The 26,934-nt window shown below is 35.8% G+C and carries 28 protein-coding genes and 1 tRNA gene; 17 read left to right on the top strand and 12 right to left on the bottom strand.

The window, feature by feature from the left end; translation table 11 throughout:
• Positions 1-10 precede the first annotated feature (10 nt).
• The 11 genes from FNJ88_RS11160 to FNJ88_RS11210 all read left to right on the top strand — a co-directional run bounded on the left by FNJ88_RS11160 (position 11) and on the right by FNJ88_RS11210 (position 8,137).
• Positions 11-391, top strand: a complete 381-nt coding sequence (locus FNJ88_RS11160) for a hypothetical protein (RefSeq protein ID WP_143853196.1) — start codon at positions 11-13, stop codon at positions 389-391.
• A 25-nt stretch (positions 392-416) separates the two neighbouring features.
• The gene (locus FNJ88_RS11165) at positions 417-1,439 is read left to right on the top strand and encodes a hypothetical protein (RefSeq protein WP_143853197.1); all 1,023 of its coding nucleotides are present in this window, start codon (positions 417-419) and stop codon (positions 1,437-1,439) included.
• Between the two features lie 28 nt (positions 1,440-1,467).
• Entirely contained in the window at positions 1,468-2,067 is a 600-nt protein-coding gene (locus FNJ88_RS11170; protein ID WP_143853198.1) for a hypothetical protein, read from the top strand.
• 6 nt (positions 2,068-2,073) lie between these two features.
• A complete protein-coding gene (locus tag FNJ88_RS11175; RefSeq protein WP_143853199.1) occupies positions 2,074-2,361 on the top strand; it encodes a hypothetical protein in 288 nt (95 codons plus the stop codon).
• Positions 2,285-3,688, top strand: a complete 1,404-nt coding sequence (locus tag FNJ88_RS11180) for a phage portal protein (protein ID WP_143853200.1) — start codon at positions 2,285-2,287, stop codon at positions 3,686-3,688. The genes FNJ88_RS11175 and FNJ88_RS11180 overlap by 77 nt, the downstream gene beginning before the upstream one ends.
• Positions 3,666-4,337: a hypothetical protein gene (locus FNJ88_RS11185; protein WP_143853201.1), complete on the top strand. Its 672-nt coding sequence runs from the start codon at positions 3,666-3,668 to the stop codon at positions 4,335-4,337. Before FNJ88_RS11180 ends, FNJ88_RS11185 begins: the two co-directional genes overlap by 23 nt.
• Positions 4,338-4,456: 119 nt before the next feature.
• Positions 4,457-6,172, top strand: coding sequence for a hypothetical protein (locus tag FNJ88_RS11190; protein WP_143853202.1), 1,716 nt, complete (start codon positions 4,457-4,459; stop codon positions 6,170-6,172).
• Positions 6,173-6,239: 67 nt separating this feature from the next.
• Entirely contained in the window at positions 6,240-6,659 is a 420-nt protein-coding gene (locus FNJ88_RS11195; RefSeq protein WP_143853203.1) for a hypothetical protein, read from the top strand.
• Entirely contained in the window at positions 6,656-7,060 is a 405-nt protein-coding gene (locus FNJ88_RS11200; RefSeq protein ID WP_143853204.1) for a hypothetical protein, read from the top strand. Before FNJ88_RS11195 ends, FNJ88_RS11200 begins: the two co-directional genes overlap by 4 nt.
• Complete coding sequence (locus tag FNJ88_RS11205; RefSeq protein WP_143853205.1) at positions 7,038-7,562, top strand: hypothetical protein; 525 nt, start codon at positions 7,038-7,040, stop codon at positions 7,560-7,562. Before FNJ88_RS11200 ends, FNJ88_RS11205 begins: the two co-directional genes overlap by 23 nt.
• A complete protein-coding gene (locus tag FNJ88_RS11210) occupies positions 7,559-8,137 on the top strand; it encodes an N-acetylmuramidase domain-containing protein (protein WP_143853206.1) in 579 nt (192 codons plus the stop codon). The genes FNJ88_RS11205 and FNJ88_RS11210 overlap by 4 nt, the downstream gene beginning before the upstream one ends.
• A gap of 257 nt (positions 8,138-8,394) precedes the next feature.
• Here the strand turns inward: FNJ88_RS11210 and FNJ88_RS11215 are convergent, their stop codons facing one another.
• From FNJ88_RS11215 to FNJ88_RS11225, 3 genes are all read right to left on the bottom strand, one after another.
• Complete coding sequence (locus FNJ88_RS11215) at positions 8,395-9,552, bottom strand: tyrosine-type recombinase/integrase (RefSeq protein ID WP_143853207.1); 1,158 nt, start codon at positions 9,550-9,552, stop codon at positions 8,395-8,397.
• 120 nt (positions 9,553-9,672) lie between these two features.
• Positions 9,673-9,759, bottom strand: a tRNA-Ser gene (locus FNJ88_RS11220).
• Positions 9,760-9,828: 69 nt separating this feature from the next.
• Positions 9,829-10,848 (bottom strand): asparaginase, encoded by a 1,020-nt coding sequence (locus FNJ88_RS11225; RefSeq protein ID WP_143853208.1) that lies wholly within the window; start codon positions 10,846-10,848, stop codon positions 9,829-9,831.
• Between the two features lie 450 nt (positions 10,849-11,298).
• Between FNJ88_RS11225 and FNJ88_RS11230 the strand changes: the two genes are divergently transcribed.
• A complete protein-coding gene (locus tag FNJ88_RS11230; RefSeq protein WP_143853209.1) occupies positions 11,299-11,955 on the top strand; it encodes a TrmH family RNA methyltransferase in 657 nt (218 codons plus the stop codon).
• 68 nt (positions 11,956-12,023) lie between these two features.
• Here FNJ88_RS11230 and FNJ88_RS11235 read toward each other — a convergent pair whose 3' ends face one another.
• Together FNJ88_RS11235 and tsaD are read right to left on the bottom strand one after the other, a co-directional pair.
• Positions 12,024-12,716 carry an RsmE family RNA methyltransferase gene (locus FNJ88_RS11235; protein WP_143853210.1) on the bottom strand — a complete coding sequence of 231 codons (693 nt, stop codon included), beginning with the start codon at positions 12,714-12,716 and terminating at the stop codon, positions 12,024-12,026.
• Positions 12,717-12,792: 76 nt separating this feature from the next.
• Positions 12,793-13,833 carry a tRNA (adenosine(37)-N6)-threonylcarbamoyltransferase complex transferase subunit TsaD gene (tsaD, locus tag FNJ88_RS11240; RefSeq protein ID WP_143853211.1) on the bottom strand — a complete coding sequence of 347 codons (1,041 nt, stop codon included), beginning with the start codon at positions 13,831-13,833 and terminating at the stop codon, positions 12,793-12,795.
• 3 nt (positions 13,834-13,836) lie between these two features.
• On the opposite strand from tsaD, the gene FNJ88_RS11245 reads away from it, so the two are divergent.
• The 5 genes from FNJ88_RS11245 (at position 13,837) to ric (ending at position 20,954) form a co-directional block, all read left to right on the top strand.
• Positions 13,837-18,624, top strand: a complete 4,788-nt coding sequence (locus FNJ88_RS11245; protein WP_143853212.1) for a translocation/assembly module TamB — start codon at positions 13,837-13,839, stop codon at positions 18,622-18,624.
• Positions 18,625-18,755: 131 nt separating this feature from the next.
• Positions 18,756-19,226 carry an Lrp/AsnC family transcriptional regulator gene (locus FNJ88_RS11250; RefSeq protein ID WP_143853213.1) on the top strand — a complete coding sequence of 157 codons (471 nt, stop codon included), beginning with the start codon at positions 18,756-18,758 and terminating at the stop codon, positions 19,224-19,226.
• Positions 19,227-19,296: 70 nt separating this feature from the next.
• Entirely contained in the window at positions 19,297-19,671 is a 375-nt protein-coding gene (locus FNJ88_RS11255) for a hypothetical protein (RefSeq protein WP_143853214.1), read from the top strand.
• Positions 19,672-19,682: 11 nt separating this feature from the next.
• Positions 19,683-20,114, top strand: a complete 432-nt coding sequence (locus tag FNJ88_RS11260; protein ID WP_143853215.1) for an RrF2 family transcriptional regulator — start codon at positions 19,683-19,685, stop codon at positions 20,112-20,114.
• 126 nt (positions 20,115-20,240) lie between these two features.
• Positions 20,241-20,954, top strand: coding sequence for an iron-sulfur cluster repair di-iron protein (gene ric, locus FNJ88_RS11265; protein ID WP_143853216.1), 714 nt, complete (start codon positions 20,241-20,243; stop codon positions 20,952-20,954).
• 125 nt (positions 20,955-21,079) lie between these two features.
• On the opposite strand, the gene FNJ88_RS11270 is transcribed toward ric, so the two are convergent.
• The 7 genes from FNJ88_RS11270 to FNJ88_RS11300 form a co-directional block, all read right to left on the bottom strand.
• The gene (locus FNJ88_RS11270) at positions 21,080-22,360 is read right to left on the bottom strand and encodes a chloride channel protein (RefSeq protein WP_143853217.1); all 1,281 of its coding nucleotides are present in this window, start codon (positions 22,358-22,360) and stop codon (positions 21,080-21,082) included.
• A gap of 168 nt (positions 22,361-22,528) precedes the next feature.
• Positions 22,529-23,464: a YeiH family protein gene (locus FNJ88_RS11275; protein WP_143853218.1), complete on the bottom strand. Its 936-nt coding sequence runs from the start codon at positions 23,462-23,464 to the stop codon at positions 22,529-22,531.
• 80 nt (positions 23,465-23,544) lie between these two features.
• The gene (locus FNJ88_RS11280) at positions 23,545-24,426 is read right to left on the bottom strand and encodes a LysR family transcriptional regulator (RefSeq protein WP_143853219.1); all 882 of its coding nucleotides are present in this window, start codon (positions 24,424-24,426) and stop codon (positions 23,545-23,547) included.
• A gap of 23 nt (positions 24,427-24,449) precedes the next feature.
• Complete coding sequence (locus FNJ88_RS11285) at positions 24,450-24,659, bottom strand: DUF2945 domain-containing protein (RefSeq protein WP_143853220.1); 210 nt, start codon at positions 24,657-24,659, stop codon at positions 24,450-24,452.
• Between the two features lie 75 nt (positions 24,660-24,734).
• Positions 24,735-25,277, bottom strand: a complete 543-nt coding sequence (locus tag FNJ88_RS11290) for a DUF488 family protein (RefSeq protein ID WP_143853221.1) — start codon at positions 25,275-25,277, stop codon at positions 24,735-24,737.
• Between the two features lie 213 nt (positions 25,278-25,490).
• Positions 25,491-25,787 carry a hypothetical protein gene (locus tag FNJ88_RS11295; protein WP_143853222.1) on the bottom strand — a complete coding sequence of 99 codons (297 nt, stop codon included), beginning with the start codon at positions 25,785-25,787 and terminating at the stop codon, positions 25,491-25,493.
• A 123-nt stretch (positions 25,788-25,910) separates the two neighbouring features.
• A complete protein-coding gene (locus tag FNJ88_RS11300; RefSeq protein WP_125025989.1) occupies positions 25,911-26,858 on the bottom strand; it encodes a transketolase family protein in 948 nt (315 codons plus the stop codon).
• Positions 26,859-26,934: the final 76 nt, after the last annotated feature.

Genomic DNA, 26,934 nt, shown 5'->3' on the forward strand with positions numbered 1-26,934 from the left:
ATAATATACAATGAATCCATTTGATAATTCAGCCTTAACAGGCTTTTGCGGATGTGGAGTTAACGGTTTTCAGCCCGCAATTTCATACAGTTTGAACTCAGGCACGAAAGCCTTAACCGTTACCGATGCGAGTGTTTTTCCTGCGGGAGATTCTTTCAAAGCAGTAAATGTGTGGGCAATCGATAAAAACGGAAATGAAGTAAAAGGACAAATTACAGCAGCTGCAGGAAACGTAGTTCTGAGTTTAGTCGCTCCATTTGATGTGAACGGTGGTTTTACCATCACAGCAACAGTAGTTTCCACAAAAAGAGCCGTAGCGGATCTTTCTGTGAGAGGGGTAGGTCTTGCGCTTGCAGCCAGCACTGGAAACCTCGGAAACGCTGCTATTTAATCTTTAATAATTCAAATTTTATACAATGAAAAAGTTTACACTTACGGCTCAGGCGGTTTTCCTTTTTTTAATTGCTCCACACTTCCAGGATTTAACGCCTGATTTCAACGGTGCGTATAACGGAACATTGCAAGAGTTTACCATCGTCGATGATGTATCGATGATGAAGGGTACTCCGATTCTTGATATTTTCAAAAGAGGAAATATCTTAAGAAGAAAGGATGCTGCCTGTGAAGTCGATTGGTCAAAAATCGCAAGATCCGGAGCCCGAAAAATCACAGTTGATGAAATTTACGGTGCTACCAAAATTTGTGAGGTAGAATTCTACCAAGGATGTTTGAAAGATCTTTCTGAAGGATCTCCAAAATTTAGAGATTTCATTCTTCAGTTCTTTAAAGGAGCGGTGGGAATGGATATCGCAACCAACGCCTATTGGGGTGATGTTGCAAGAGCATCAGATGATGAATTCTCCTTGAATATTTTTGATGGGGTAATGACCAAAATCAAAAATTACATTGCGCTTAATAATCCAGACTACAAACCAACCGTTGCAGGTGCAATTACCGCAGGAACGTTAACTCCGGCTCAATGCTACGCGGTTTTTCAAACGGCTGTAGATGCTCAAACGATGGTTTTAGAAAATGCGTTAGGCAGTCAGAAATACTTCACTGTCGATTACGATTTGGCAAAAGGTCTTTGGAGATATTACCAATCAATTGGTGAAAATTCTGGGAACATCAATATTTATCAAAACGGTCAGCCGTCTTTAGAATTTGATGGTATTCCTGTATTGGTTGAACCAACTTGGAAAGCAGTTTTAAGAAAACTGAACGGAGGTACTCAAGCGCATACATGTATCTTGACTTTGAGAAAGAACTTCATTTGGGCGACTAATAAAAACTTCAACAAAAACCTTACAGAAGGAAAAGCGATGAAAGTTTGGTATTCTGAAGATGATTTCCATTGGAAATACTTGTTAGAATTGGTTGCCGGGACTGAGATCGTGTCTCCAAAAGACATTGTGATTCTTCAAACCGAGATCGCATAATTAATTATTAATCTTTAAATAAAATACGATGTTAGGTTATCAAGCACAATCATATCAAACTGCGTGTGGAACTCTTTCGGGAGGTATCTCTGAATTATTCTGGTTCGATCCGGATGATTTGAATTTCACACAAGCAGCAGCAACAGCCGCTCTTTTATTACCACCTTATACGGCGGTGGCTTTAAGAGCTGGAGCAACAGTAGCAACAGGAGGCGGACTTTTCCCAATCGGAATCGAAGAGGAAACAGGAACATTTAAAGCAACTCAAACCATTTCCGGAAGATCAGTAAAATGGGATTACGAAATTGTAGGAGAGTTGGCAAAAATGAGTAATAGTCTTACGAATTTCATGGCCAGATTAGATGCAGCTTCTGTTTGTTCAAATATTGGTTTAGTAATCGTTGACACCACCGGTACAATTCACGTTGTTGCGGAGCGATACGTTAATGATTCTGTTATTCCAAAATTCAAAATGAAAAACGACGGTTCAGTTATTGAACTTGGGGCGGCTTTCGATGGTAAAAACGGCGGTACCGTTTCTTTGAAAGGAGTTTACTCACGCGGTCCGTTGGAGTACACTGGTGGACGTGCATCGTTAGATGCTTTCATTGAAGGTTACACTCCGTAAATTATTATGGAAGTTATAATTAAAACCGAGTTTTTGGATACCGTAATTGGATTCAATAACTCGGCTCTTCCATTAGGTAAAAGACAAGATTTACATATTCTCGCTGAGATGGCCAAGAATAGCAATGATCAGTCTTTACTCCACCTATTTGAAGAGTTGCCGGATCAGGAAGAACTGAACCAGATCAAGGAAGAAAAACTACTAGAAGAAACCACACATGTCAGCACCGACAATAAACCGACGAAAAAACAACGCAACACCCCAAAAAACGCCGACACAAGAGACAAGCCTTAGTGTTAGCAATGAGGTGAAATTAGATGTGTTAAATCCTATCCCGTTTGAAGGGAAAGGAAATTCTACCGCGTTTGATCTTTTCGATGGTGACAAAAAATACATCCCTTTTCTTAATCCTACTGATAATTACTTTAGTGTTCTTCAGGAATCATCTATTCTAAGTCCAACGAACCAAGCGTGTATTAATTCTAAGGTTTTTTTCTGCTCAGGAAATGGAATTAGAATTAAGGATGCGACTGATGAAATAATGAAAGATTTCAAGTTATTTCAAAAAAAAATTAACAACCGACGCCAGTCTCTGGGTAAAATTGTTGATCGAATTTTCAGTAATTATTTCCGGGTTGGAAATGTTTTTATCGAAATAATCAGGATTAAAGTAGGTGAAACCTCAAAAGTAATGGCTTATGTACGGTCTTTTTTAGATTGCCGATTGGGTGCGCCTGATAGTAATGACATTCCCCAAACTGTTCTAATTTCCCAAAAATTCCGAGGCTCAAAAGATTGGGTGATCGATGATAAAAACGCTGTGGAATTACCTATTTATAACGGAGAGGAAACAAAGTGGAAAGAATTTAAAGACGGATCCGAACGATGCATGATTCATATTAAAAATGATATGGATGGGTACGATTATTATGGTTTGCCAGAAAATGTTTCCAGTCTACCATGGCAAATATTAGAATACAATGGTGCTAGGTATAACCTGGACAATTTTGAAAATAATATGGTCATTGGTGGTGCAATTATGCTTCAAGGTAGTTACACCGATACTGAATTGACTAAAGTTGCTACCAATATTCGCAGACAACATACAGGACCTGGAAAACGTGGAAGATGGACCGTTCTTTCAACAAAGCAGGGCGGTGGAACTGTAGAAAATTTCTCCAAACAAACCGACGGTGATTTCCTGAAGTTGGATGAGAATGCTGAACAAAAAATTATTGATTCAAATAATTGGGATTCTTCTCTTTACGGACAGAACAATTCAAAAGGATTAGGAAATGGTGGTAATACTTACTTGAGAAGTATTTTCAAAATCAAACATAAAACGGTCATTGAACCTACGCGTGAAGTTATTTTAGAAGAATTCCTTCTTCCTTTTTTAGAAATAACGGATGCGTTTTGCCAGACGAAGTGGTCAGATGAAGATATTGAATTCGTCTCCATCGACATTGAAGATCTTGTGGAAGATATCGAAATCAATTCCGTCATCACCGTAAATGAAGGTCGAACGAAATTAGGTATAGATGAATTAGAAGACGAGCGTGGTAAAAAATTAATCTCCGAAGTAACTAAAGGAAAAAATGTACAGACTCAACAGAACTAACCGCAATGTTTTGATTATTCCAGATGAGGTAATATTTCATGCAGCGATTACCAGCGATGTAGGTGAGCGCCAGATTCTCAACAATATCATTATTGCTGAGGAACGATTTATTGTTGAAGAGTTAGGCTATGATTTTTACCAAAACATCAACGATAAAAAGAATGTAAAAGTCACCGACTTGAACAAAGCGGATCTCTTGACAAAACTCAGAGCTGATTATGCAAAACAGAATATTAATTTCCAAGACGAGGACCTTCAAGAAGGAATGATCGTGAATGCTATTGAGTTTATTGAAGATGAGTGGATTGTAAAGCTTTGGAATCAATATCTCTGGAAACTAACCGCCGAGTGTGTTGATTTTGTTACGACTGTTCCTTCTTGGCTTCAAACAACTGCAAAGGGGCAACAAACCAATAATCCGAGAAGCATCAGTTCTACAGATATGGCCAGTGGGTCTCGAAATGATGTGGTTTTTAAAATGCAGGATGCGATGCAAGAAAGAATGGGACCATTAGCGGTTAATATGCATGAATGGCTTTGTCGCCATCAATCTTATTTTCCTTTTTACACAAAGTACTGTGGAGGATGTAGGGAAAATCAACCTTATCGATCAGGTAACACCGGATTTGCTTTCGGACATTATGATTAGACATGAGTGGATATTACGATTTTATGAAAACAGTATGTGTGTGCGTTACAAAAGCCGTAATAGTAATTATTTACGGACAATTTTCAAACGATTTTTCAGACGATTTTAAAAATTAAACGATGAGTATTTTAGACTATATATTTTCCAAGCTACCAGACAATTCAAGTAAAAAAATCACAGCAAAAGACGTTCGTGATTCATTTGAAAAAACTGATGAGCGAATTAATCAGGTTATTTCCGGCATCAAAGGCAACGCCACCCAAGCCAACGCACCCACACCTTGGACTTCGGGTGATGATGATTTGTTTGAAAGTTACAGAGTTGTAGAACCAATAGATGTTACTTCTACTTGGTACACTTTGGCAGATGCAACGAATAAATTAAAGTTCCCGATTACGCAAACAATTTTAGATGCGAATAATGTTTTATTTAATGTTAAAAATGGGGTGGTTTCGGTGTTTTTGAGTTTGAAAAACAATGAACTTGCAGATGGTCAAGTTACTACCGAAAAAACAGATTTTGCAATTTCAGATACTTTTCCAGCGGGTGCTAACATTTTAAATCCAGCAAAAATAATCACTAAAAAAAGACCTCACCCCGTTACTGGTTTACCCTTTGATACTGGTGATTTTGATGGTATTTTTTACATTCGGGTGAAATCAAATCAACCTTATTCTTTTAAAGGGCTTTATGATGTTGCGTGGTTTGATGAAGATAAAAATTTGATAAGTAACGGATTTTCTTCAATGAATGTTACAAGTCCAGTTGGTTCAGCTTATTTATCGGTGAGTTACGGCACGGGCGAAACGGGGCAAATAGTAAAAGAAGGCACGTTTAACCCCGTTGAATATGAGCCATTTGTTGGAGTTTTGGGAACTAAAATAAAGAGTTTAATTTTTGATCTATTATTAAAAGATGGCAATAAATTAAATATCGGAAATACTACAACTAACGAAATTAGACTTCAAGGAATAAGACAATACTATCAAGATATTCCACAAGGTACTTATTATGGTGGTGGTGCTGGTGGTGCAACGGTTGCAAGTGTAGCGTCGAATACTGCTTGGGGGCGTGATGCTTTGGCTTCCGTTACTACTGGAGGGGTTAATACTGCATTTGGTTCGAATGCCTTAAAAAAGTTAAAAACGGGATTTGATAATACAGCCTTTGGTGCTGGTGCTTTAGAAAATTTCGAAGATGGTGTAGGTAATAATGCCTTTGGAAGATTAGCACTTTCAAAGTTAGTGAATGGCGGTCATAATACTGGTTTAACGGATAGCGCACTTGAAAAATTAGAAGTTGGAGATGACAATACTTGTATTGGGTATGGTTCGGGAACTCGAATAATTCAAGGATATAGAAATACTTTGTATGGGGTTTATGCGAGTGGTTGGTATCAAGGCGCAAGCGCAACACAACAAACAAACTACGACGATACTTGCGCATTTGGTGCGCAAACTTTGACATACAATATATCGGGTTCTAAAAACAACGTATTTGGAAATTACGCAATGCACCAATTAACGGGTGAAAAAAATTGCGCATTTGGTTATTACTCGATGTATAATTCGACAAATTCTAACAATAATGCTTGTTTTGGAAATAACTCTGGAGGGCGTTTAGTGAACGGTAATGGTAACGTTTTTATTGGTGATGGTTCAGGTTTTATTTTAGGGCAAAAAGTTGATGCAAGTGGAACTACTGTAATAGGAAAAGACGCAATTTCTACAAGAAATAATGAGGTTGTAATAGGGAAAAATACAGACACTCACGTCACTATTTGTGGGGTTGAATTTACAAGAGCGCAAATTTTAGCCTTAAAAGCCTTAGTTTAAATCAAAAGACCGTTAGAAATGGCGGTCTTTAAAAACTAGATAAAAATGAATAAATAATTATAAATGAATGCAAAACTTAAAAGAAGGTGCCGAAATCGTAGAGGATAGAATGACTTTTATCCAGGATTTCCTGCAAAAGAAATACGGATTCGGAATTTTGATTTTCGTGATAATAATTGCAGGGATTTGTACTGCTATCGTTTTTTATAAAGAGGGTGTAAAAAATGGGAAAGAAAACAGCAGAGAAGAAATAATTTCAATTAATCAAGCCGTTCAGTATTATGCAGTTCAAATTAAAAAATATAGAAGTGATGCAGATGAACTTCAAGCGGAATTAGATAGCTGTAACAAGAAATCAAATACAACTAATTTAGAAGAATTGGTAAACAAAAAACTCGAAGAAGCCGACCGTCTGAAAAGAATTTTGGAAAGAAAATTAACCACAAGTGAAAAATTAAATGATAATCTTAAAAATGTTTTAAAATGAAAAATCTAATATTCTTATTCCTTGGTTTTTCCTGCTTCGCAAACTCACAAACTGATTCCTTGCGTATTGTACAAAAATTAAATCAACTCGACAAAGCGAACGCAGAAGCAAAAATGATAATTAAAAAATTGGATAAAATAGATAACGAAAATGAAACGCTCATCTATAAAATCAAAACCTACATTAAAAAATTAACAATCCGAGACAATATTGCTCAAAACCAATTAGAAAAATCACAAGCCATCAAGGCTAATAACATCAACGAACCAGTAACGGAAATAACCACTCCCGACGGCTACGATAGCATAAGGCGTGGCTTTATTTATCGCTTATTTCACAAAGAGAAAATATTTATAAAACCTTATAAAATCATCAACAATGAGAAAGTTTATTTGGATTAGCTTATTGTTTATTTTGAGTTGCGGTTCTCGAAAAGCCGAAAGCCAAAAAGAGGTTATCAAAGAAACAAAGTCGGAGCAATCAACCACCGAAATAAAAGGCTCCACCAATTCTGAACTTTCAGAAAAGACATTATTAGATATTTTCGAAAACAATATGAATTTAGGAATTAAACCAATTGGCGATATTCCTGCAAAGTTTATATTCATTCATAATGGTCAGAAAATCGAAGGCGAGACTACGGGGGAACTAAGTTTCAGTAATCAGCAAAAGACGGTCAATAAAAAAACTGAAATTACTCAAAAACTGATTACTACTTATCAGACTAAAACGACTTATAAAACAAACACTACTTATAAATCAGTAACCAAACATAAAGCAACCGAAAGCAAATGGTCAGAATTCGCCTGGTATATTTTGAGTGCAGTTTTAGGAATGGCTTTCATTATTGCCATTCAAGTTCTTTGGAAAACTTATGTAAATAAATTAAATAAAATATTATGAATAAAGAGCTCCAAACAATAGTAAGATTAGTTGCTTGTAACAACAATCTGGAACCTGCAGCACTCGCTTCATTCATTGAAGTAGAATCAGGTGGAAAAGGTTTCGATGAGAAAACGGGTAAAATCTTAATTCAGTTCGAACCAATTTGGATGAAAAGACTTGCACCTTATACACCCTCTGGTGCTTGGTCAGTTAATAAAGTTGATGTTCAATCTAAAGAGTGGATTGCTTTTAATGATGCATTCAGTAAGAGCCCAAACAAAGCGATGGAAGCAACTTCTATTGGTTTAGGTCAGATTATGGGATTCCATTACAAAAGGCTTGGATTTGCAACGGTTGGTGCTATGTGGGACGATGCAAAGAAAGGTTTAGAACAACAAATCAATCAGATTGCTAAATTCATTTTAACAGATCCTAAACTTTTGTTCGCTCTGAAAACAGGAGATTGGCACACAGTCGCTTCAATTTACAACGGCTCAGCCTATGCGAAAATGGCTAAAGTGTGGGGGCGTGAACCTTATAATATTTCAATGGCGAAAGCCTACGGAAAATACAAAGAGGTTTTTAATAAATGAGCCAATTCACTTATAAGTTAATTTTATAAGCCAGTCCCCTGCTTTACAATTCTGCTAATGTGGAGGACTTTAAAATATAAATATCCTGATTTACTAACCCTAAAAAAATGAGATGTTTGAAACCGCCCAGAAATTGAGCTTTTTTTGTTAGTGTCATTTTCATTTTAAAGCTTTACATTTACACCTAAGTTTCATATCATTGCTTTGTAGAAACTTTAATTGATTATCCGCTCCGCACCTAGGAGCGGATTTTTTATTTAATAGATTTTTAAATCTACTTTTTTAGCTTCTGCAAATCGAAGGTCATTAATATGATTCGCATAGATCTCGGTCATTTTCTCCGTGGAATGTCCAAAAATCTCACTGATTGTTTTAATGTCCAATCCCGCTTTCAATTTATCATTACCGCCTTTGTGTTTTAAAGAATATAGATGTTTATTAATTCCCAAACCATCAATCACATATTTTTTCCACTTGTTTGTAGCAGTGGTCCGCCTGATCGAATAGGGTTTTGGACAGAAATATTCATGTTTAAAAAATTTCGCTCCATACGGTTTTGGACGTCCAAATAAATAATATTCCGGATTGCTTAGATCAAAACTTTCAAGCAAATTTTTAGTATTTCCAATAATGGGAACAAAACGAGTTTTTTTATTTTTGGATGCTTCAGATCCTACTTTGACGATTCCGTTTTTCAAATCAACATCACCACATTTTAACAAAAGCAATTCTTTCGGTCGAATTCCCATGTCATATTCCATTGAACAAAAAATATAGTAATGGAAATCAATTTCTTTTAAATGTGTAAAAACAAAAATGTGTTCCTCATGGGTGAGTTGAATATAACCCTCTGTTTTTTCTTCTTTCTGCATCCGGATATCCCGAACAACATTAGATTTTATTTGCTCCCATTCCACCAGCTCGGAGAATATGGATTTAATATATCCGATATGTTTATTGTAATTTTTAGCAGTCCATTTCTTTTGCTGCTGAAGATCATCCATGATGGATTTTACATGAAACCTTTCGCAGTTCGCAATATTGATTCGATCAAAGTCCAGTCTTTTTGCAGAGCTTTTGAAAAACCGAACGGTGCAACGATAGTCGAGGTACGTTTTTTCGCTGATAGAAGGTTTCTTTTTTTCTAACCCGAAGTCTAAAGCTTTATTAAAAAGTAAAGTGATTTTTTCGACTTCTTTTTCCTTCTTAGTTGGGATCCAGCCTTTTTGTAATTTATCTTTCAAAACATCTGCGAGTGCATTTGTTTCTTCCAGGCGTTCAGTATAATCTGGAATTTTGTTTATTCCTGTCTTAACGAACTTTAGAACGCCATTAAAACGAAACCAAACGTACCAATCCTTACCGCTTTCTAACGGAAAAGATTTGACCTTTGGTGTGGTCCAATTGTTTTTCATAATCTGAAATTTTAATATTCAGATACCGGGGGCGGTGGAAATTCAATTGTTTACATTTGTTTACTTTTTCGCTACACTTATGAAAAAAAGCGTTATCCATAATTGTTTCAGCGAAACTAGTAGAGAGGATGGGATTCGAACCCACGGTACAGTTGCCCGTACACTAGCTTTCCAGGCTAGCTCCTTCAACCACTCGGACACCTCTCTGAATTGAAGACTGCAAAAATAGCGTAATTTATTGAATTCTAAAAATCGAACTCGCTAAAATTTGAAAGTTTAATTTTCAGAAACTTCACCACACAAATTCTTCACGAAATTATCAGCAAAACTTCCTTCGTAATTAGGATTGTCTAAAAGATGCATCGCTTTAGTAATAGCACTTTCAGCTGTAATATCGTTTCCGCTGATAGCGCCAATCTCTCGGAATATATTAGAATTAGAATATTTTCCAAAACTGATCCCACCCGACACACACTGCGAGATTACCACGATTTCTGTCCCATTATTTCTTAGTGTTTGTAAGAGTTTTTTGGTCTGACCTGTATTAAAAATAGTTCCAGAACCGAAAACCTGCAGAACCAAAACCTTAACATTGGGAATTTCTGTAAAATGATTCAGGTGCATTCCCGGGAAAATCCGCCAGAACAAAACATCTTTTGAAATATGAGTATCGACCGTAAATGGTTCATTGGTCTTAGATCTCCACAAAAAATCTTTTTCTATATTCAAATGAACACCCGATTGTCCTAAAACTGGGTAGTTCGGCGTTTGATACGCGTCAAAAAACTCGGCAGAATATTTCAAAGTTCGGTTCCCACGCAATAATTTGTACTCAAAATAAACCGCCACTTCCTGAATCATTGCTTCATCCCCATCATACAAACTGGCGTAATATAAACTGGTTAACAGATTCTCTTTAGCATCAGTTCTCAAATCTCCAATAGGCAATTGTGAACCCGTTAAAATAACAGGTTTGCGTAAATTCTTCAACATAAAACTCAAAGCAGAAGCGCTATAAGACATGGTGTCTGTTCCGTGGAGAATTAGGAAACCATCGTAATTTTCATAATTTTTACCGATATGATTGGCCATCATTTTCCATTCTTTTGGTCCCATATCTGATGAATCAAGGGGTTTCTTGAATGGATAAACAGAAACTTCACACTCAATCAATTTCATTTCAGGAATCTTCTGAAATATATTTCCAAAATCAAAGGCCTGCAAACTGCCCGTTTCGTAATTTTTTTCCATGCCGATCGTCCCGCCGGTATAAATCAGGAGCACTTTTCTTTTCATCTTCCAAAAATACAGCATTTCGCAGAATATTAAAAATTCCTTTTTGGGCGATTTTTTTAGATTTTCACCAGCCTAAATGCCCTCCCAAAAAATCTAAAAAACCGGGCTCTCCGTTGCAATTCCTCCCCGCCACGGCGGGTCCGGGATTTCCCCTGCGATCCCTATCGCAAACCCGCAACCAAATTCAATAAGTGATTAATTTAAAGGTGGCATTATTAAAATGTAAATTCTCGATTAAGTGACTTTTCGGCGCTCGCTTCGCTCGCGCCTCACATTCTAAATACCTAGGAAAAAAATGCTGGAATTTTATTTAATAATTCCACTCTTTATTTCTATTTAATAAATTAATTTTCATCTTTCATCTTTCATCCATCATCCATCATCCATCATCCATTTTCAATCTTAAATTCGTGACAGATAAAATCTAAAATAATCCTTATTTTTGGCCTCATGAAAAACCAAAAAACCTTCGAATATTTACAGCAATTTTTAACTGACGAACGGCTTCAGAAGATCAACCATTTCGCAACCGAAAGTTCCGATTTTGTTTTGCCTGTGATCGAAGATGTTTTTCAGTTTAGAAATGCAGCCGCGATTGTCCGTTCCGTCGAAGCTTGTGGTTTTCATAAAATCGTGGCCATGGAAAGTGAACATGAATTCAATCCCAATCTTCGCGTGACCAAGGGAGCAGAAACCTGGGTGGAGGTGGAAAAACTTCCGCACAATTTAGAATCCATTAATCAGATTAAAAACCGGGGTTATAAAATCATTGCCGTTTCGCCGGAAAAAAATGCAACGCTTCTTCCTGATTTTCAAATCACAGAACCTGTTGCTTTGGTGTTCGGAACAGAAGCAGCGGGTGTTACAGAAGAGATTTTAGATTTCGCGGATGACACTTTAGCCATCCCGATGTATGGTTTTACCAGAAGTTTTAATGTTTCTGTAGCAGCAGCAATTTGTGTCTGTGAATTGAAGCAGAAATTGATGAGATCTAATCTCAATTATAAGCTTTCTGAAGAAAAATTGTGGGAAATGAAAGTACGCTGGGCGGTAAATTCTATTAAAAGTGGCGAACAGATTTTAGCCAAATATTTACAAGAGAAATAAAATAAAGAACCTTTTAGAAAGTGATTTTGTGTAAATTTTCTATTTTTAAAACTCTAATGAATTTCACATTAACACATCAAACCGTAATTCCAGGCCGCTACAAAAACTCCCGCCGTTTCTGTTCGTAATCTTTGCTTTCCCAGCGAAACTGCTTTCACGCCTTTTTCCGCTAAAAGCTGAATTTCTTTATCGGAAAAATCACCTTCCGGACCAATTAGAAAAGTGATATTTTCATGAGTTTTTAAATCTTTTAAATCAATTCTTTCCAAATTTTCATTGCAATGCGCGACAAAAGTATTTTCCGGATTGATGTTTTTAATAAAATCAGAAAACTTTGTTAATTCATTTACAATAGGAAAGTGGAAACGTAAACTTTGTTTTGAAGCAGCAATACTTTGTTTTCGTAGTTTATCGATATTCAAATTTTTACGTTCGGTATTTTCAGTTTGTAATAAAGTAATTTCAGAAATTCCCATTTCGGTGGCTTTCTCAACAAAAAATTCGATTCGGTCAATATTTTTCGTTGGGGCAATGGCAATATGAAGTTGCGTTGAAAAATTGGGAAGATTATTTTTTATTTCTAAAATATCCAGCGAAACTTTCTTTCCTTCGAAATGAAGAGTTCCTTTTGCCAAATTTCCTTTTCCATCCGTGACGAAAATTTCTTCACCTGATCGCATTCGCAATACTTTTACAATATGCGTTTGTTCTTCTTCATTGATAATGATTTCAGGAATTACTTCTCCAAAAAAAAGTTTCATAATATTTAATTATTTGCCGGTGATTATTCATAATTCCTCAATAGAAATCAATCCGTCTATTTTCTATTAGTTTTTTCTATAAATCTTTTTTAAATTCTCCTTCAATATCGTATCTCGCCGTTGCAGAAACTGAAAGGTCTGCAAATTCACCAAGATCGTATTTCAATTTGGCAACCATGGCAATCATCGCAGCGTTATCCGTCGTATATTCAAATTTAGGAATGTAAATGTTCCAGCCTAATTTTTCTGTGTTTTTCTGCATGGCTTCTCGCAAACCAGAATTTGCGGAGACACCACCTGCAATAGCAACCTCTTTAATGTTTAATTCTGAAGCTGCTTTTTCTAATTTATTCATCAAAATATCAACCAGCGTTTTCTGGACGGAAGCACATAGGTTGTCGAGGTTTTCCTTAATAAAATCCGGATTTTTTTTCACCTCTTTCTGAATGAAGTAAAGTACAGAAGTTTTAATTCCGCTAAAAGAGTAGTTGTAGTTTTCTAATTTTGGCTTATTGAAAGTAAAAGCGGTTTTATTTCCGGACTTAGCCAGGTTATCAATAATTGCTCCTGCAGGATAATCCAGACCGAAAATTTTCCCAATTTTATCGAAAGCTTCTCCTGCGGCATCATCAATCGTTTTTCCGATAATTTGCATATCGAAATAATCTTTGACCAAAACGATCATCGTGTGACCACCAGAAACAGTGAGGCAAAGAAAAGGGAAATGCGGTGGTTTGGGATTAGCATCTTCAATAAAGTGAGCTAAGATATGTGCTTGCAAATGATTGACTTCAATTAGGGGAACATGTAAACTCATCGACAATGATTTTGCAAATGAAGTTCCTACTAAAAGCGATCCTAAAAGTCCTGGACCGCGCGTAAAACCAATGGCAGAAATATCTTTTTGTTGTATATTTGCTTTATTGACTGCCTTATCAATTACGGGGATGATATTTTGTTGGTGTGCTCGGGAAGCGAGCTCTGGAACAACACCTCCATATTCCCTGTGTATTTCTTGATTTGCAGCAATGTTGGAAAGGATTTTATTACCTTTGATGACGGCTACGGAAGTATCGTCGCAGGAAGATTCTATACCTAAAATTATTGGGTCACTCATACAATGGCAAATTTAGAGAATAATAACGATAACGAAAACAAAAAATCCATTGCAGAAAACGTTGGTGATTCTGTACAAAAAGGGGTCGAAAATGTTCAGGAAACCGTAATAGAAACGGTTAAAGGTGCAACCAACCTTGCATCTGATGCCATTAACCATCCTGTGGAGACCGCTAAGGAATTTGGAGAACAAGCCGTAAAAGATGTAACGAGTTATAAATGGTGGGCAAAACTTCTTTTGGTTCTTTTCTGGAGTGTTTTATTTCTTGTTTTATCCTTTATCATTATCGTTAGCTTGCCGGCTACCAAAAATTGGGCTGCACAGAAAGTAATTTCCAAGCTCAACACGGATCTAAAATCGCAAATGTCTTTTGAAAGTGTTGATGTTAGTTATTTTGGGGATATTCACATTCATAACGTGTCTGTGAGAGATTATAAAAAATTTCCTTTTTTAAAAGCAGAAGAACTTTATGCGGATTCTGACTGGTTTTCAATTATAGGCAATTCGAGAAACCTTCAATTTCAGTCTTTATCATTAAAGAAATTAGATCTGAAGGTGATTACCTATAAAGGGGATAGTATTTCCAATTTTATACGATTTGTTGATTTATTCAATACTCCATCGAAAAAAGTTCATCAAGATCCATTTCAATTAAAGTCTAGGATATATGTATCCAATTCCAAAGTTTCCATCATTAATCAAAATCATGATGGCGAAGAAGGGAGATGGCTTAACGCAACTGATCTCAACTTGGTAATTCCCGAATTAAGAGTGAATGGTTCAAACGTATTTGCACAAATTAATAATATGCGTTTTACTACTGAAAGATGGGGTAAAAAACATTTTGTGGATACTTTTTCTACTGACTTCTCTTTAACGCACGAATTTCTTTCGCTAAAGGACTTGACTCTGAATACAAATAATTCGCTGCTTCAGGGAGATTTAAAATTTAATTTGAATAAAGGCTCATTTTCAGATTTTACAAATAAAGTTCGCTGGGATCTTAATTTAAAAAAAGGGAGCCAGATCAGTGGTTATGACATAAGTTATTTTGTAACCGATTGGGATAACTATAAGCCAATCAATATTTCAGGGACCATGACTGGACCACTTAATAAATTTTATCTGGACAATTTTTTAGTCAGAAATCCACAAGTCAACATTAAGACCGGAACCATGAAAGTGTCCAATATTTTAAAGGGAAACTTTCAGATTGAAACCAACAATCTTTCTACTGACTTCACTTATAAAGATCTGAAAGCAATGATGCCAACTTTCATTGCTTCTAAAATGAAAAATTTTGCCGATGATTTTGGTAGATTAAAATATGATGGAGCAGTTCGCGTAACGCCGAAAGAAGTATATGTTCCGAATGCACGGTTGATAACCGGGATCGGGCAGGCAAAAATCAATAACTTTTACTTAACGGATTTTAGTACTAATTTACCTAAATACCGTGGTTTTGCGGAGGTCAATGATCTAAATACCTCGGTTATTACTAAAAACAAAGAAGTTGGCTTAATCAGTGGGAAATTTAATGTTCAGGGTCAAAGCTTCGATGTAAATACCATGGTTCTAAAAACGAAATCGCAAATTTCAAAGGTTGAAATTGTCGATAAAGTGATTAACAATGTTTTTTTAGAAGGTGTACTTGATCATAAGAAGTATACAGGGATTATCAACGTAAATGATGACCAGGCAAAAGCAAGTGTAAAAGGGCTCATTGATTTTAGCACCCCAAGATTATTTGCGGATATTAAGGCAGATGTTGACTATTTAGATATTAATTATTTTACAGGTGGAAAAGGATCACAAGTTGTTAGCGGTTTAGTTGATGGTAACATTTCGATGACCAATATCAATGATCTTACTTTAGACGCTGATTTGCAAAATGTCAATTTTGCGGCTAATAATCAAAAGTTTTTAATTCCAAATGCCAAGGTAAAAGCATTTTTTGAAAATGGAAACCGAATTGTTTCAGTTGATGCTCCAGGTGCAGTGAACGGGCAAATTGCGGGAAGGTTTAATCTGGGTGATCTAGCGGGAATGATCGAAAATGGACTCGGGCGAATACTCGTAGGGCCACCGCCGAGAAAATTATATAAAGGTCAAAATTTCACCATGGATTTTGATATTAAACAACGCTTGGTCAATTACTTTTTACCCGATTTACATATTCCTAAAGGCGCAAGAGCCAATGGTTCTTATGATGGGAATTCTAATGATTTGATTCTTAATGTAGATGCTGAAAGCTTAAAATATGTGATGACTAAAAAACAGGAAATCACAGATGCTGACAAAGCATTGGCTAAAGCGAATCCGGCATATAAATTCACAGAACGAGACCAGATTACTCGGGACAGCGCGATGATCGATCAGTTAATGGTTCGGATTAATACTGCGAATTTAAATGAACAGATCTTTGCCAAAATTGATCGAATAGAATACAATAAAAATGTTCTTAAAGACATTACTTTAAGTGGAAGAAATGAAAATAATCAGATTTTGCACCTTGCGACTAATTTTAAACTGGGGACGCCGGAAGAAGAGGTAAAGCAAGAATTGAAAGAATACGCTGTTAATCTTAATCAGTCAACAAACAAAGCTGGTGATTTTGTTTTTAGATTTGAACCGACCACGATTAAATTTAATGATATAGCCTGGAGTGTGGATACCAGTCCAGAACTTAATCATGCGATAACCTACAGGAAAAAATCGGGTGATTTTCTGATTGAAAATTTACGGTTGTATTCAGATGCGAGTGAACTTTTCGTTAAGAATTCCTTATTCAAATCTGCAAAGGATTTTTCCGTAGAAGGAGAAGTTAGAAATTTGGATATTGCAAAAGCTTATGCATTAATCAAAGGAAATGGTGATATGGATATTACCGGGCTCGCAAATGGAACCTTTAGTATTAACATGAATAAAAATAATCTTGAACCGCTTATTGATATTGGGATTACTGATATCTTCATGAATGGTAAAGGATTGGGGAATATTGAGATTATTACCAAAAATAGTTCAATACCTAATGTTTTTGATGTAGATATAAAAGCAATTTCTACCAGTGCTGGTCTTATCGGAGCAAATGATCTTCATCTTACCGGCACCATTAATAATAATACAGCTTCTCCTACATTGGATTTGTTAGCAAAAATGGATGATTTTGATTTAGCTTTTGCACAACAATTCGTAGAAGGTATTTTTTCAAATCTCAGAGGTAAAGCTACAGGTGATCTAAAAATTGCTGGGAACTTAAGTGATATTGATTATAGTGGAGATATTGCTTTAAGCAGCTTTGGTCTGAAACTCGACTTTACGGGAGTAGATTATGAATTGGACGATACGGTGATCTCCTTGTCAAAAGGACTTGCTGTTCTCAATGATATCGGGGTGAAAGATGGGAGAACTAATTCAAAAGGATCAATTTCTGGAGCGATTCAGTTTGAAACCTTATCTTCTATGGGGGTCAACTTAGTGATGAGAGCGGATAATTTAATGTTGCTGAACACGACACAAAAAGATTATGACCTGTTTTGGGGTAGAATATATGGAACAGGAACACTTTATGTCGATGGTCCGGTATCAGGATTAAGCATCTCTACCCCAGAAATGCGCGCTTTAAGCAATTCTGTATTTACTTTTAATTCTAACTCAACTTCAAATGTGGAAGAATTTAAGATGCTTCGGTTTTTAGAGCGGGACGAAAATGGGATTGTATTAACTGAAACGAAAAAGAAATCAAAAGCCAATATGTTGATTGATTTTAATTTGGCAGTAGACAAAGGTACAACTGTAAACGTTCTTGTAGGAGATGATATCGGGGATATTACGGTTCGTGGAAATTCGGAACGACTTCGTTTTGTTATGGGACGAACTGGTGCTATTTCCATGAATGGGAATTACTTTGTAGATAATGGCTCTTTTGTATCTAAGGCGATACTGAACAGAACCTTCCAAATTACTAAAGGAAGTTCTATCAGGTGGGATGGTGATGCGATGGCGCCACAGCTCGATATTAATGCAACCTATTTAAGGACAGTAACCAATGCAGGACAATATTTAAATATGGGCAGTTTGCAGCCTATAAACGTTCTGTTAACGACCAGAATTACGCAAACTCTTAATAATCCGAAAATTGAACTGGGTGTTTCTGCGCAGGATGTCTCCAGTAATTTGAAAGAAACACTGGCGGAGAAAATGAGTAATGAAGATGAGAAAATTATTCAGTTTGGATCTATACTCGTAATGAATACATTCAATGTGGGTAACTCAGCTTTCGATATCACTCTTGGAAATACCCTGGAAACCTCTGGCTACAATATGCTGTTTAAACAACTTGGTTCGGTACTGAATAACATTAGTAATGAATTCCAAGTCGATTTAAATTATTTGAAAGGAGATGCTGGATCCAATACTGGTGACCGTGCTAATGCAAGTGTAAGCTTTGCTTTGTCACCACGGGTCACGGTAAAAACAGGATTGGGTATTCCAATTTCAAAATCTGAAAATGCTGAATATGACTATCTTTCAGGTGAAGGAATAATAGAGTACGATTGGTCAAAGAATAATGATGGAACAAGGTTGTTGAGGGCCTATTCGAAGCCAACGAATATTGGCTTAAATGGGACTTCCGCCGGAAATGCGGGTGCCAATCAAAGTTATGGAGTTGGGGTCGTTTACAGTAAAAGTTTCAATACTATCTTCAAAAGAAAGAAAAAAGAACCTAAATCGCAGTCGAACAAAAGTAAAGTTAAAACCGATTCTATCAAAATCGACACGATTAAATAAGGATTTAAACAATGTTTTTTAATTATTAGTTAAAATTTATTAAATTTTAAGTTTATTTTCTATAATTCATATTTTTTCGTAAATTTGCAAACATTTTATAATACAAGTAGAAAATTTACAAAACCCGAAATATGAATTATCAGTTAGATCAAATAGATAAAAAGATCTTGGATTTTTTAGTAGAAAATACTAGAATGCCTTTTACAGAGATCGCTAAGCAGATGGATGTTTCTGCAGGAACGATTCACGTACGTGTGAAAAAAATGGAAGATGCAGGAATAATTCTAGGGTCTTCATTGAATATTGATTACGCAAAATTAGACTATCATTTTACCGCATTTATCGGTATTTTGTTGACAAAATCTAATAGAACTCAAGACGTTTTGAAAGAATTGACTACGATTCCGAATGTAACAGACGTAAGCGTTATTTCAGGTAAATACAATATTTTCTGTAAAGTGAAAGCTAAGAATACGGAAGACGCGAAAAGAATAATTTATCAGATTGATGATATTCAGGATGTAATGCGTACCGAAAGTATGATTTCTATGGAAGAATTTATTTCTGACAAAAACAGATTGATCAACGCAGTTTCTATATAAATTGCTGATTTTTATCAACTAAACTTAAAACTTTTGATTTCTTATCAAAAGTTTTTTTATTTTTACCATTATGAAAGAAAATTTCGCAGACGAAAGTCCGAAGAAAGATTTAGGATTCGTTTTATCACTACTTGCCTTATTGCTTTTTACTGGCATGGGAATCGGGATCGATTTTGATGAGTTTTCGCAACATTTGGAAATCAATATTCCTCCCGGGTACTTTTACTTTATTTTTTTGGTTGATGTTATCATGATTGTATCCTTAATCATTATCTATAATTATAGGAAAATTGGTGCTTATTTATTCCCTGCAGCCGTAATTACCCATTTTTTAGCACATAACTTTTTTCTGTCCACTTTTTTATATACAGATGTTACTAATATGTTTTTGTATATCACAGTGGGTATGTTCGCCATTCTCCCGAAATGGCAGTTTTTTAAATAAAATAATTACGAATGTTTTCCAAAGCTTGTGAATATGCCATTAAGGCCACGATTTATATTGCTCAGCAGAGCCATCAGAATCGTCGTGCCAACGTAAAGGAAGTGGCAGAGGCGGTCAATGCGCCGGAAGCTTTCACCGCTAAAATCCTGCAACAACTTTGTCGGGAAGATATATTGTCTTCTATTCGTGGAAAGCAAGGCGGTTTTATTTTTGATATTGACAAGCAAAAAAAAATTAAGATCTTCGATGTAGTTACCATTATCGATGGTGATGGACTTTTTACCAATTGTGGACTGGGTTTACAAAAGTGTTCTTCGGTAAATCCATGCCCCGTTCATGATGACTTTAAAGCAGTTCGGGATGGTCTTATAAACATGGTTCAAAAATATTCTTTCTACGATTTAGCGATCAGAACCGAAAGTGGTTTAGCTTGGCTTAAATAACTCCACAGTTCATCTATTTTTAAACAGATTATTAGCAAGTAAATTTCTAAAATTTTAATTAAGATAAATTTGTCCGAATTAAAAAATAATGATTACATTTGTAGTATAATTTTAAAAAAAGACAAGATGTTAACTAAAGAGAAAACCATCGGCGAAATGGTCGCAGAAGATTTTAGAGCAGCACAAGTATTTCGCAAATATAAAATTGATTTTTGTTGCAAAGGAAATAGAACGATTGAAGAAGCTTGCGAGAATAAAAAATTTCAAGCTGAGGAAATTTATAATGATCTGTCAAATGTTGCAAATCTAAAATCAGCAGATATTGATTTTAATACGTGGCCTTTGGATTTATTAGCGGATTATGTTGAGAAAACTCATCACCGTTATGTTGAAGAAAATTCAACAGTACTGATCCAGTATTTAAATAAATTATGCAAAGTTCATGGAGACAGACATCCAGAATTATTTGAAATCACCAAAATGTTTACTGAAAGTGCACAGGAACTTGCTGCTCATATGAAGAAAGAAGAGTTAATTCTTTTTCCTTTCATTAAAAAAATGGTTGCTGCTAAACAAAGTGGGGAAGTTTTAGAAGCTCCAAGATTTGGTTCTGTTGAAAGTCCTGTAGCGATGATGAAGCATGAACATACTGTAGAAGGAGAACGTTTCGTGAAAATTGCTGAGTTAACGAATAACTATCAATTCCCTGATGACGCTTGTGGAACTTATCAAGTGACCTACAAAATGTTAGAAGACTTTGAAAAGGATTTGCACAAACATATTCACTTAGAAAACAATATTTTATTTCCAAAAGCAATCGCTTTAGAAAAAACATTCTAAACTAAATTTTCTGTTTTTTACTGAAATCCACTTCATTTCTTATGAGGTGGATTTCTATTAAATGTTTAGCAGCTATGTGTTTTTTTTACTTTTACCTCCGTTGTGGTCCAAAAAAATGTTCTATTTTATGAGGCCGTTTTGGAACTCAGATAGAAGTCGTACGTATAAACATTGTACGGGAGTAATTTCTTCGCAAATTGATAAGAAATAAAACAGCAAATCAAGATTGGGATAAAAAGATTGTATCCATCCGGGAGCAGATTACAAATCAAAACTACAGATGTGAAAGGGGCATATAAAGAAGCGGACAAGGTAACCGCAGCACCAAGTAATGCAAAATTTACAGCAATTAAATTCATTCCGAAATAATTATTTCCAATAAAAGCGACCATCAAACCTAAAAAAGCTCCGGCCACGATACTCGGTGCAAAAACACCACCATCACCACCTGCCCCTAAAGTTAGAGATGAAGCCAAAGGTTTTAAAATGGCCACAGCAAGCAGAAATAACACAGGTATTGCAGAAACAGAGGCTAAAGGTTCATCAAGAATTTCTCTTAATCCATGATAGCTATCGCCATATAGGCTAGGGAAGAAAAAAATTAAACTCCCAACTGCAATAGCTCCTAAATTAACCCGAATAAAATTATTAGATATATTACTAAAGAGCTTTTTCATTCTTGTTACCAGAAATGTAAAATAGACAGATAGTGCACCTCCCAATAGACTTAATATTAAAAAGAAAGGGATAGCCGCATAATTCCAACTGTTTACTTCGGTACTTAAAATTCTTTCAGAATCAAACATTTTAATAAAGACCCAACTAATTGCCGCTGAAGTAGTACAGGCAATTATAAGTGATTTTCTCATTTTTCTGGCAATGACTTCTAATGCAAATAGAAAACCAGCAATCGGGCTGGTGAACAGGATAGCGACTCCAGCGACAACACCGGCACATATTAGTTCACGTTTATACATTCGAGCTGAAAATTCTTTTTCATATACATAATTTCCGATGGTCGCTGTTGCAACTACAGTTGAAACTTCTACACCGGTGGAGCCTCCAAAAATAACGGTAAGGAATCCGTTGATAAAGTGAGAGGGAATTTTGAAAAATGGCAAGTGATCTTTTCGTTGATCCAAAGTTTTATAGATTTCTGTAATTCCTTTATTTCTTCGATTTTGAAAAATATATTTTCTTAAAAAATAAATTGCAGTGATCCCAACCGATGGTAGAATTATAAACAGTGCAGAGTATTTCCCCGCTATAGAATTGAAGAGGTAATGTTCAAAATGTTCCGTAAGATGTTTGAGCGCAAATGCCAATAAAGCACTTCCTAATCCTACAATAACAGATGCAATGATTAGCCTGAAATAATTTTGGGCAACGATTTTTTTTCTTTCCAAGGGATTCCTTTAAGATGAGTAAAAATGAAATTCTTGTTTGTGATGAATAGTGTATGCTATCATTGAACGCGTTACAAACAAAAATACAGTGTTGCAAATTTACGGAAAGTAAAATAAAATATTTAATTTCTGGTATAGAATCATTTCTAAAAAAAAGTACAATACTAACTATTTCAAAATCATCAACAGACTTCCTGTACTAATAATCACCCAAAGTACGATCGCCAGAAATAAAGGTTTCCAACTGATCGTTTTTAAAGTCTGAATGGATATAGTAGAACCAATAAAAAACAATGTTAAATTTAATCCGGATTTTGCGGCAGTCGTTGCGATATGGCTGAAATCATCAAAAATAGGGAAGTAGGTGTGTAGTAAAATAGCCATGATGAAATATCCGATAAACCACGGAATTTTCACTTTTGCTCCTTTTGTTTTAAACAATACCATCGTTAAAAGTGACATTGGAATAATCCATAATGCCCGGGATAATTTAACGGTCGTTGCAACTTTCAAGGCGATATCACCATACTTGTTTGCGGCACCAACAACAGAACTCGTATCGTGAATTCCAATCGCACACCATAACCCAAATTGTTCCTGAGTCATATTTAATAAATGGCCGATTGCTGGATAAATAAATAATGCGATCGAATTTAAAGTGAATACAATTGCCAAGGCTAAAGAAATTTGTTTTGTGCTCGGTTTAATAATTGGTGTTACTGCAGCGATAGCGCTTCCCCCACAAATTGCAGTTCCCACTGACATTAAATAAGATAATGGTCTTTCAATTTTAAGTAATTTCCCCAGAAAATAACCCAGAACCATTACTGTAGTAATACTCATCATCGTTAAAGTGATTCCTTCTTTCCCAGCTTTTAACGCTTCGTCTAACTGTAATCCAAATCCCAGTCCGACAATCGATATTTGCAGTAAAAGATGAATGTATTTGTGAACTTTCTGCTCGTAAGGATTTCCGATGATGATCGTAAAAGCGATCCCTAAAGCTAACGCGACTGGGGAACTGGCGAAAGGAGAAACACAGAGTAGGACCAATAGAAAAAAGAATGTTTTTCGTAAAAGATCTATGTTTAAAGTGGTTTGCATTGTTTAAGTGATTTTTATAGAACAAATCTCCGCTTTTTATCATTCTAATTTTCATCATATTTTGTTTTTGATTATAACAATTAGTTATAATTAACAAATTTCATAAAAAGATGGATCAATTCTGACTGTTCTCCTTTCAAAGTAATAAAGTTAAAATCCCTTTCAATACTGAAATTTTTAATATCAATAACGCTGAGTTGATTATTCTTCAGTTCCGGTAAAATTGTGCTGATTGATAAAAACGCCATCGCTTCAGAATGCAGTAAGTAATTTTTGATACTTTCGCTGCTCCCTAATTGCATGATAATCTGTAATTTTTTAAGTTCAATTCCGGATTTTTTTAATTGATTTTGAATAAATTCCTGCGTTCCTGATCCTTGCTCTCTTATGATCAAATCGATATCGTACAAGTCTTTTATTTTAAAATTTTTATTCACCAAAGGATGATTTTCTTTACAAACCAAAACGATTTCGTCTCGCTTGTATTTCTGATAATCAAAGTAAGAAGATTTGGATTCGCCTTCAACAATACCTAAATCTATTTGCCCGTTTTTTAATAAAGTAGAAATATCTTCAGAATTATGGGTAACCAATTCGATATTGATGTCTTTATAATAAGAATTAAATTTCGCCAGGATTTCCGGTAAAATATATTGTGCAATCGTTGTACTCGCGCCGATTTTCAGTTTTCCTTTTTGCTGTTTATTGAGTTGAGAAATATCAAATTCAAGATCGCGGGAAAGGTTGCGGATCTTTTCTGCATAGTTCATTAAAATATGTCCGCTTTCTGTAAGTTGAATTGATGTTCCATTTCGGTTAAATAATCTGGTATTCAACTGATTCTCAATTTCTTTGATATGTTTTGTTACTGCAGGCTGCGAAATGTTGAGTTCGTTTGCAGCTTTTGTAAAACTCAAACGGTTGGCAACGGTATAAAAAACTTTCAGGCGGTAATCAAACATAGTACAAATGTAGAATAATGATATTATTCTTTGGTTAAGGCTGAGCCTTTGTGCGCTGCAATATGATCGGTTTTGCTGCTTTTGATTTCATATTGTGGATTATCTTCGGTGCAGTGATGTGTATAACCTTTGTAAACAAAATCCTTGGTATGAACTTTAATAATCGTTCCTGAAACTCTCCCAGCTTCGGAATTCCAGCTGACTTTGTCGCCTACTTTAAATTTGTTTGCCATAATAATTTATTATATAATGATACAATTGTTATGTGAATATACTAGTTTTAATCAACTCTAAAAACCTTGACAAGGTTAGTCACTATTTTCTTCAGAATATAAAACTTGTTTTCCCACAACTCTCGCCGGAGCAGTGTAAGCGTGTTCAGTCGTTTTTCCCAACGCCATTATGTGTAAAACTTCCCAACCTTTTGCTTTAAAATAATCTGAAACCATGGAACGGTGGCAGCGCCACCAAACTGCTTCTGAGCACATCATTGCAGTTGGATTTTTTAGTGCGTACTTTGCCAGTTCTGCGGCACCATTTGCAAAGGATTCAGTTTCCATATAGTCAGCGTAACCTTGAAAGGATTTATTGCGCCAAGTCGTGTTTTTTGAATCTTTTTTTGCCGGTCTTCTTCCGCCTAGATCTGCAATGTAAATATATTCAATTCCGTTTTCTTCTAATGATTTTTTCAACGCATCTTGATCAAACTGCGCATATTTCCTCGAACCCGGCAATCTTCGAATATCTGCGAGTATTTTAATGTCAAATGATTTCAACAATTCCAGAAATTCTTCGATCGTTCTGGTAGAATGACCTATAGTGTAGAGGGTGGGTTTTTCTGGTGATTTCATTTTTAAAAATTTAAAATGTTTCTACAAGTTAAGGAATTTTAAAATTTAATTAGGGTATTGGTCAAGTAGGAAATAGTTTCAATTGATGTAAAGAGCGATTGAAAAGATGGTTTGCGAACCTTCGTATACGAGACCCGTACGTACGGTGGTGTGAGGGGTGCACTCCGTTCAATTATGAGCGGAGCCGTCTACTCGATTGCCCACAGTATTTTTTCAATATCCTATTCCGCTAAATTTAGCAAATGTTGTATCAGATTTGACTTCAAATTTTACCCATCGGTCAAGCGAGGCTCCATTTGTATAATATCCTCCACCACTCATTTCCTTTTTCCCGTTCGCACGAGTAAAAATCAGAGAATAAGCTCCGTCAGATTTATTATTCCGCATTGATAGGAATTCAGTCACACTTTCATTCGGTTCTATTTGGTCGATCCTTATCACATCCAAATTTTCAGATGTGGTAAACTCCACATTAGTAATCGGTTCGTTTGAGTTGTTCTTAATTTTCATTTCAATTCCGTTTTCTTTGAATATAAAACACGAGTTCAAAGTCAGAATTATCATTATTGCGAGCAAGTTTTTAATAAAAAAAACACGCCTTTCGACGTGTTTCAAAAATATTTTCAAAAGAAATTACCTCTTCATAATTCTCTTCACCGCTGCTTGAACAGCGTCAGAATCAATTCCGTATTTTTTCATGAGTTCTGCTGGTGTGGCAGATTCTCCGAATGTGTCGTTTACGGCCACAAATTCCTGGATTGTTGGTCTTTTTCTGGACAACATTCCGGCAACGGATTCTCCTAAACCTCCGATGTAATTATGCTCTTCAGCAGTTACGATTCTTCCAGTTTTTTCAACGGATTTTAAGATGATCTCTTCGTCCAAAGGCTTGATGGTATGAATGTTAATTACCTCGCAAGAAATTCCTTCTTTCTCTAAGGCATCTGCAGCCAATAAAGATTCCCAAACTAAATGTCCGGTTGCTACGATGGTAACGTCGGTTCCTTCCTGAAGCATTATTCCTTTTCCGATTTCGAAAGGCATGTCTTCTGGAATGAAAACCGGAACAACTGGTCGTCCGAATCTTAAATAAACCGGTCCGTCGAAATCGGCGATGGCTAGAGTTGCTGCTTTGGTTTGGTTATAATCGCAAGTGTTGATCACGGTCATTCCGGGAAGCATTTTCATCATTCCGATATCTTCTAAAACCTGGTGTGTTGCGCCATCTTCACCTAAAGTTAATCCTGCGTGAGAGGCGCAGATCTTTACATTTTTGTTAGAATATGCGATGGACTGACGAATCTGGTCATAAACTCTTGAAGTAGAAAAGTTCGCGAAAGTTCCGGTGAAAGGAATTTTTCCGTTGATGGTTAAACCGGCAGCGATACCCATCATGTTGGCCTCTGCAATTCCGACCTGGAAAAAACGTTCTGGTGCTTTTTCAATGAATTTCTCCATTTTCAAAGAACCGATAAGGTCGGCACAAAGTGCTACAACGTTTGGGTTTTTATCTGCTAATTCTGCCAAGCCGGCACCGAATCCGCTTCTTGTATCTTTTTGTTCTGTATAAGTATATTTCATGAGGATTTTTACTTTTTAATTATGGACTCATGGAACCTGACGGTTTCATGACAACTTTTAATTTTTTTTAACTGAG

The organism is Chryseobacterium sp. SNU WT5, from assembly GCF_007362475.1.
In the GTDB taxonomy this organism is placed as follows: Bacteria; Bacteroidota; Bacteroidia; order Flavobacteriales; family Weeksellaceae; genus Kaistella.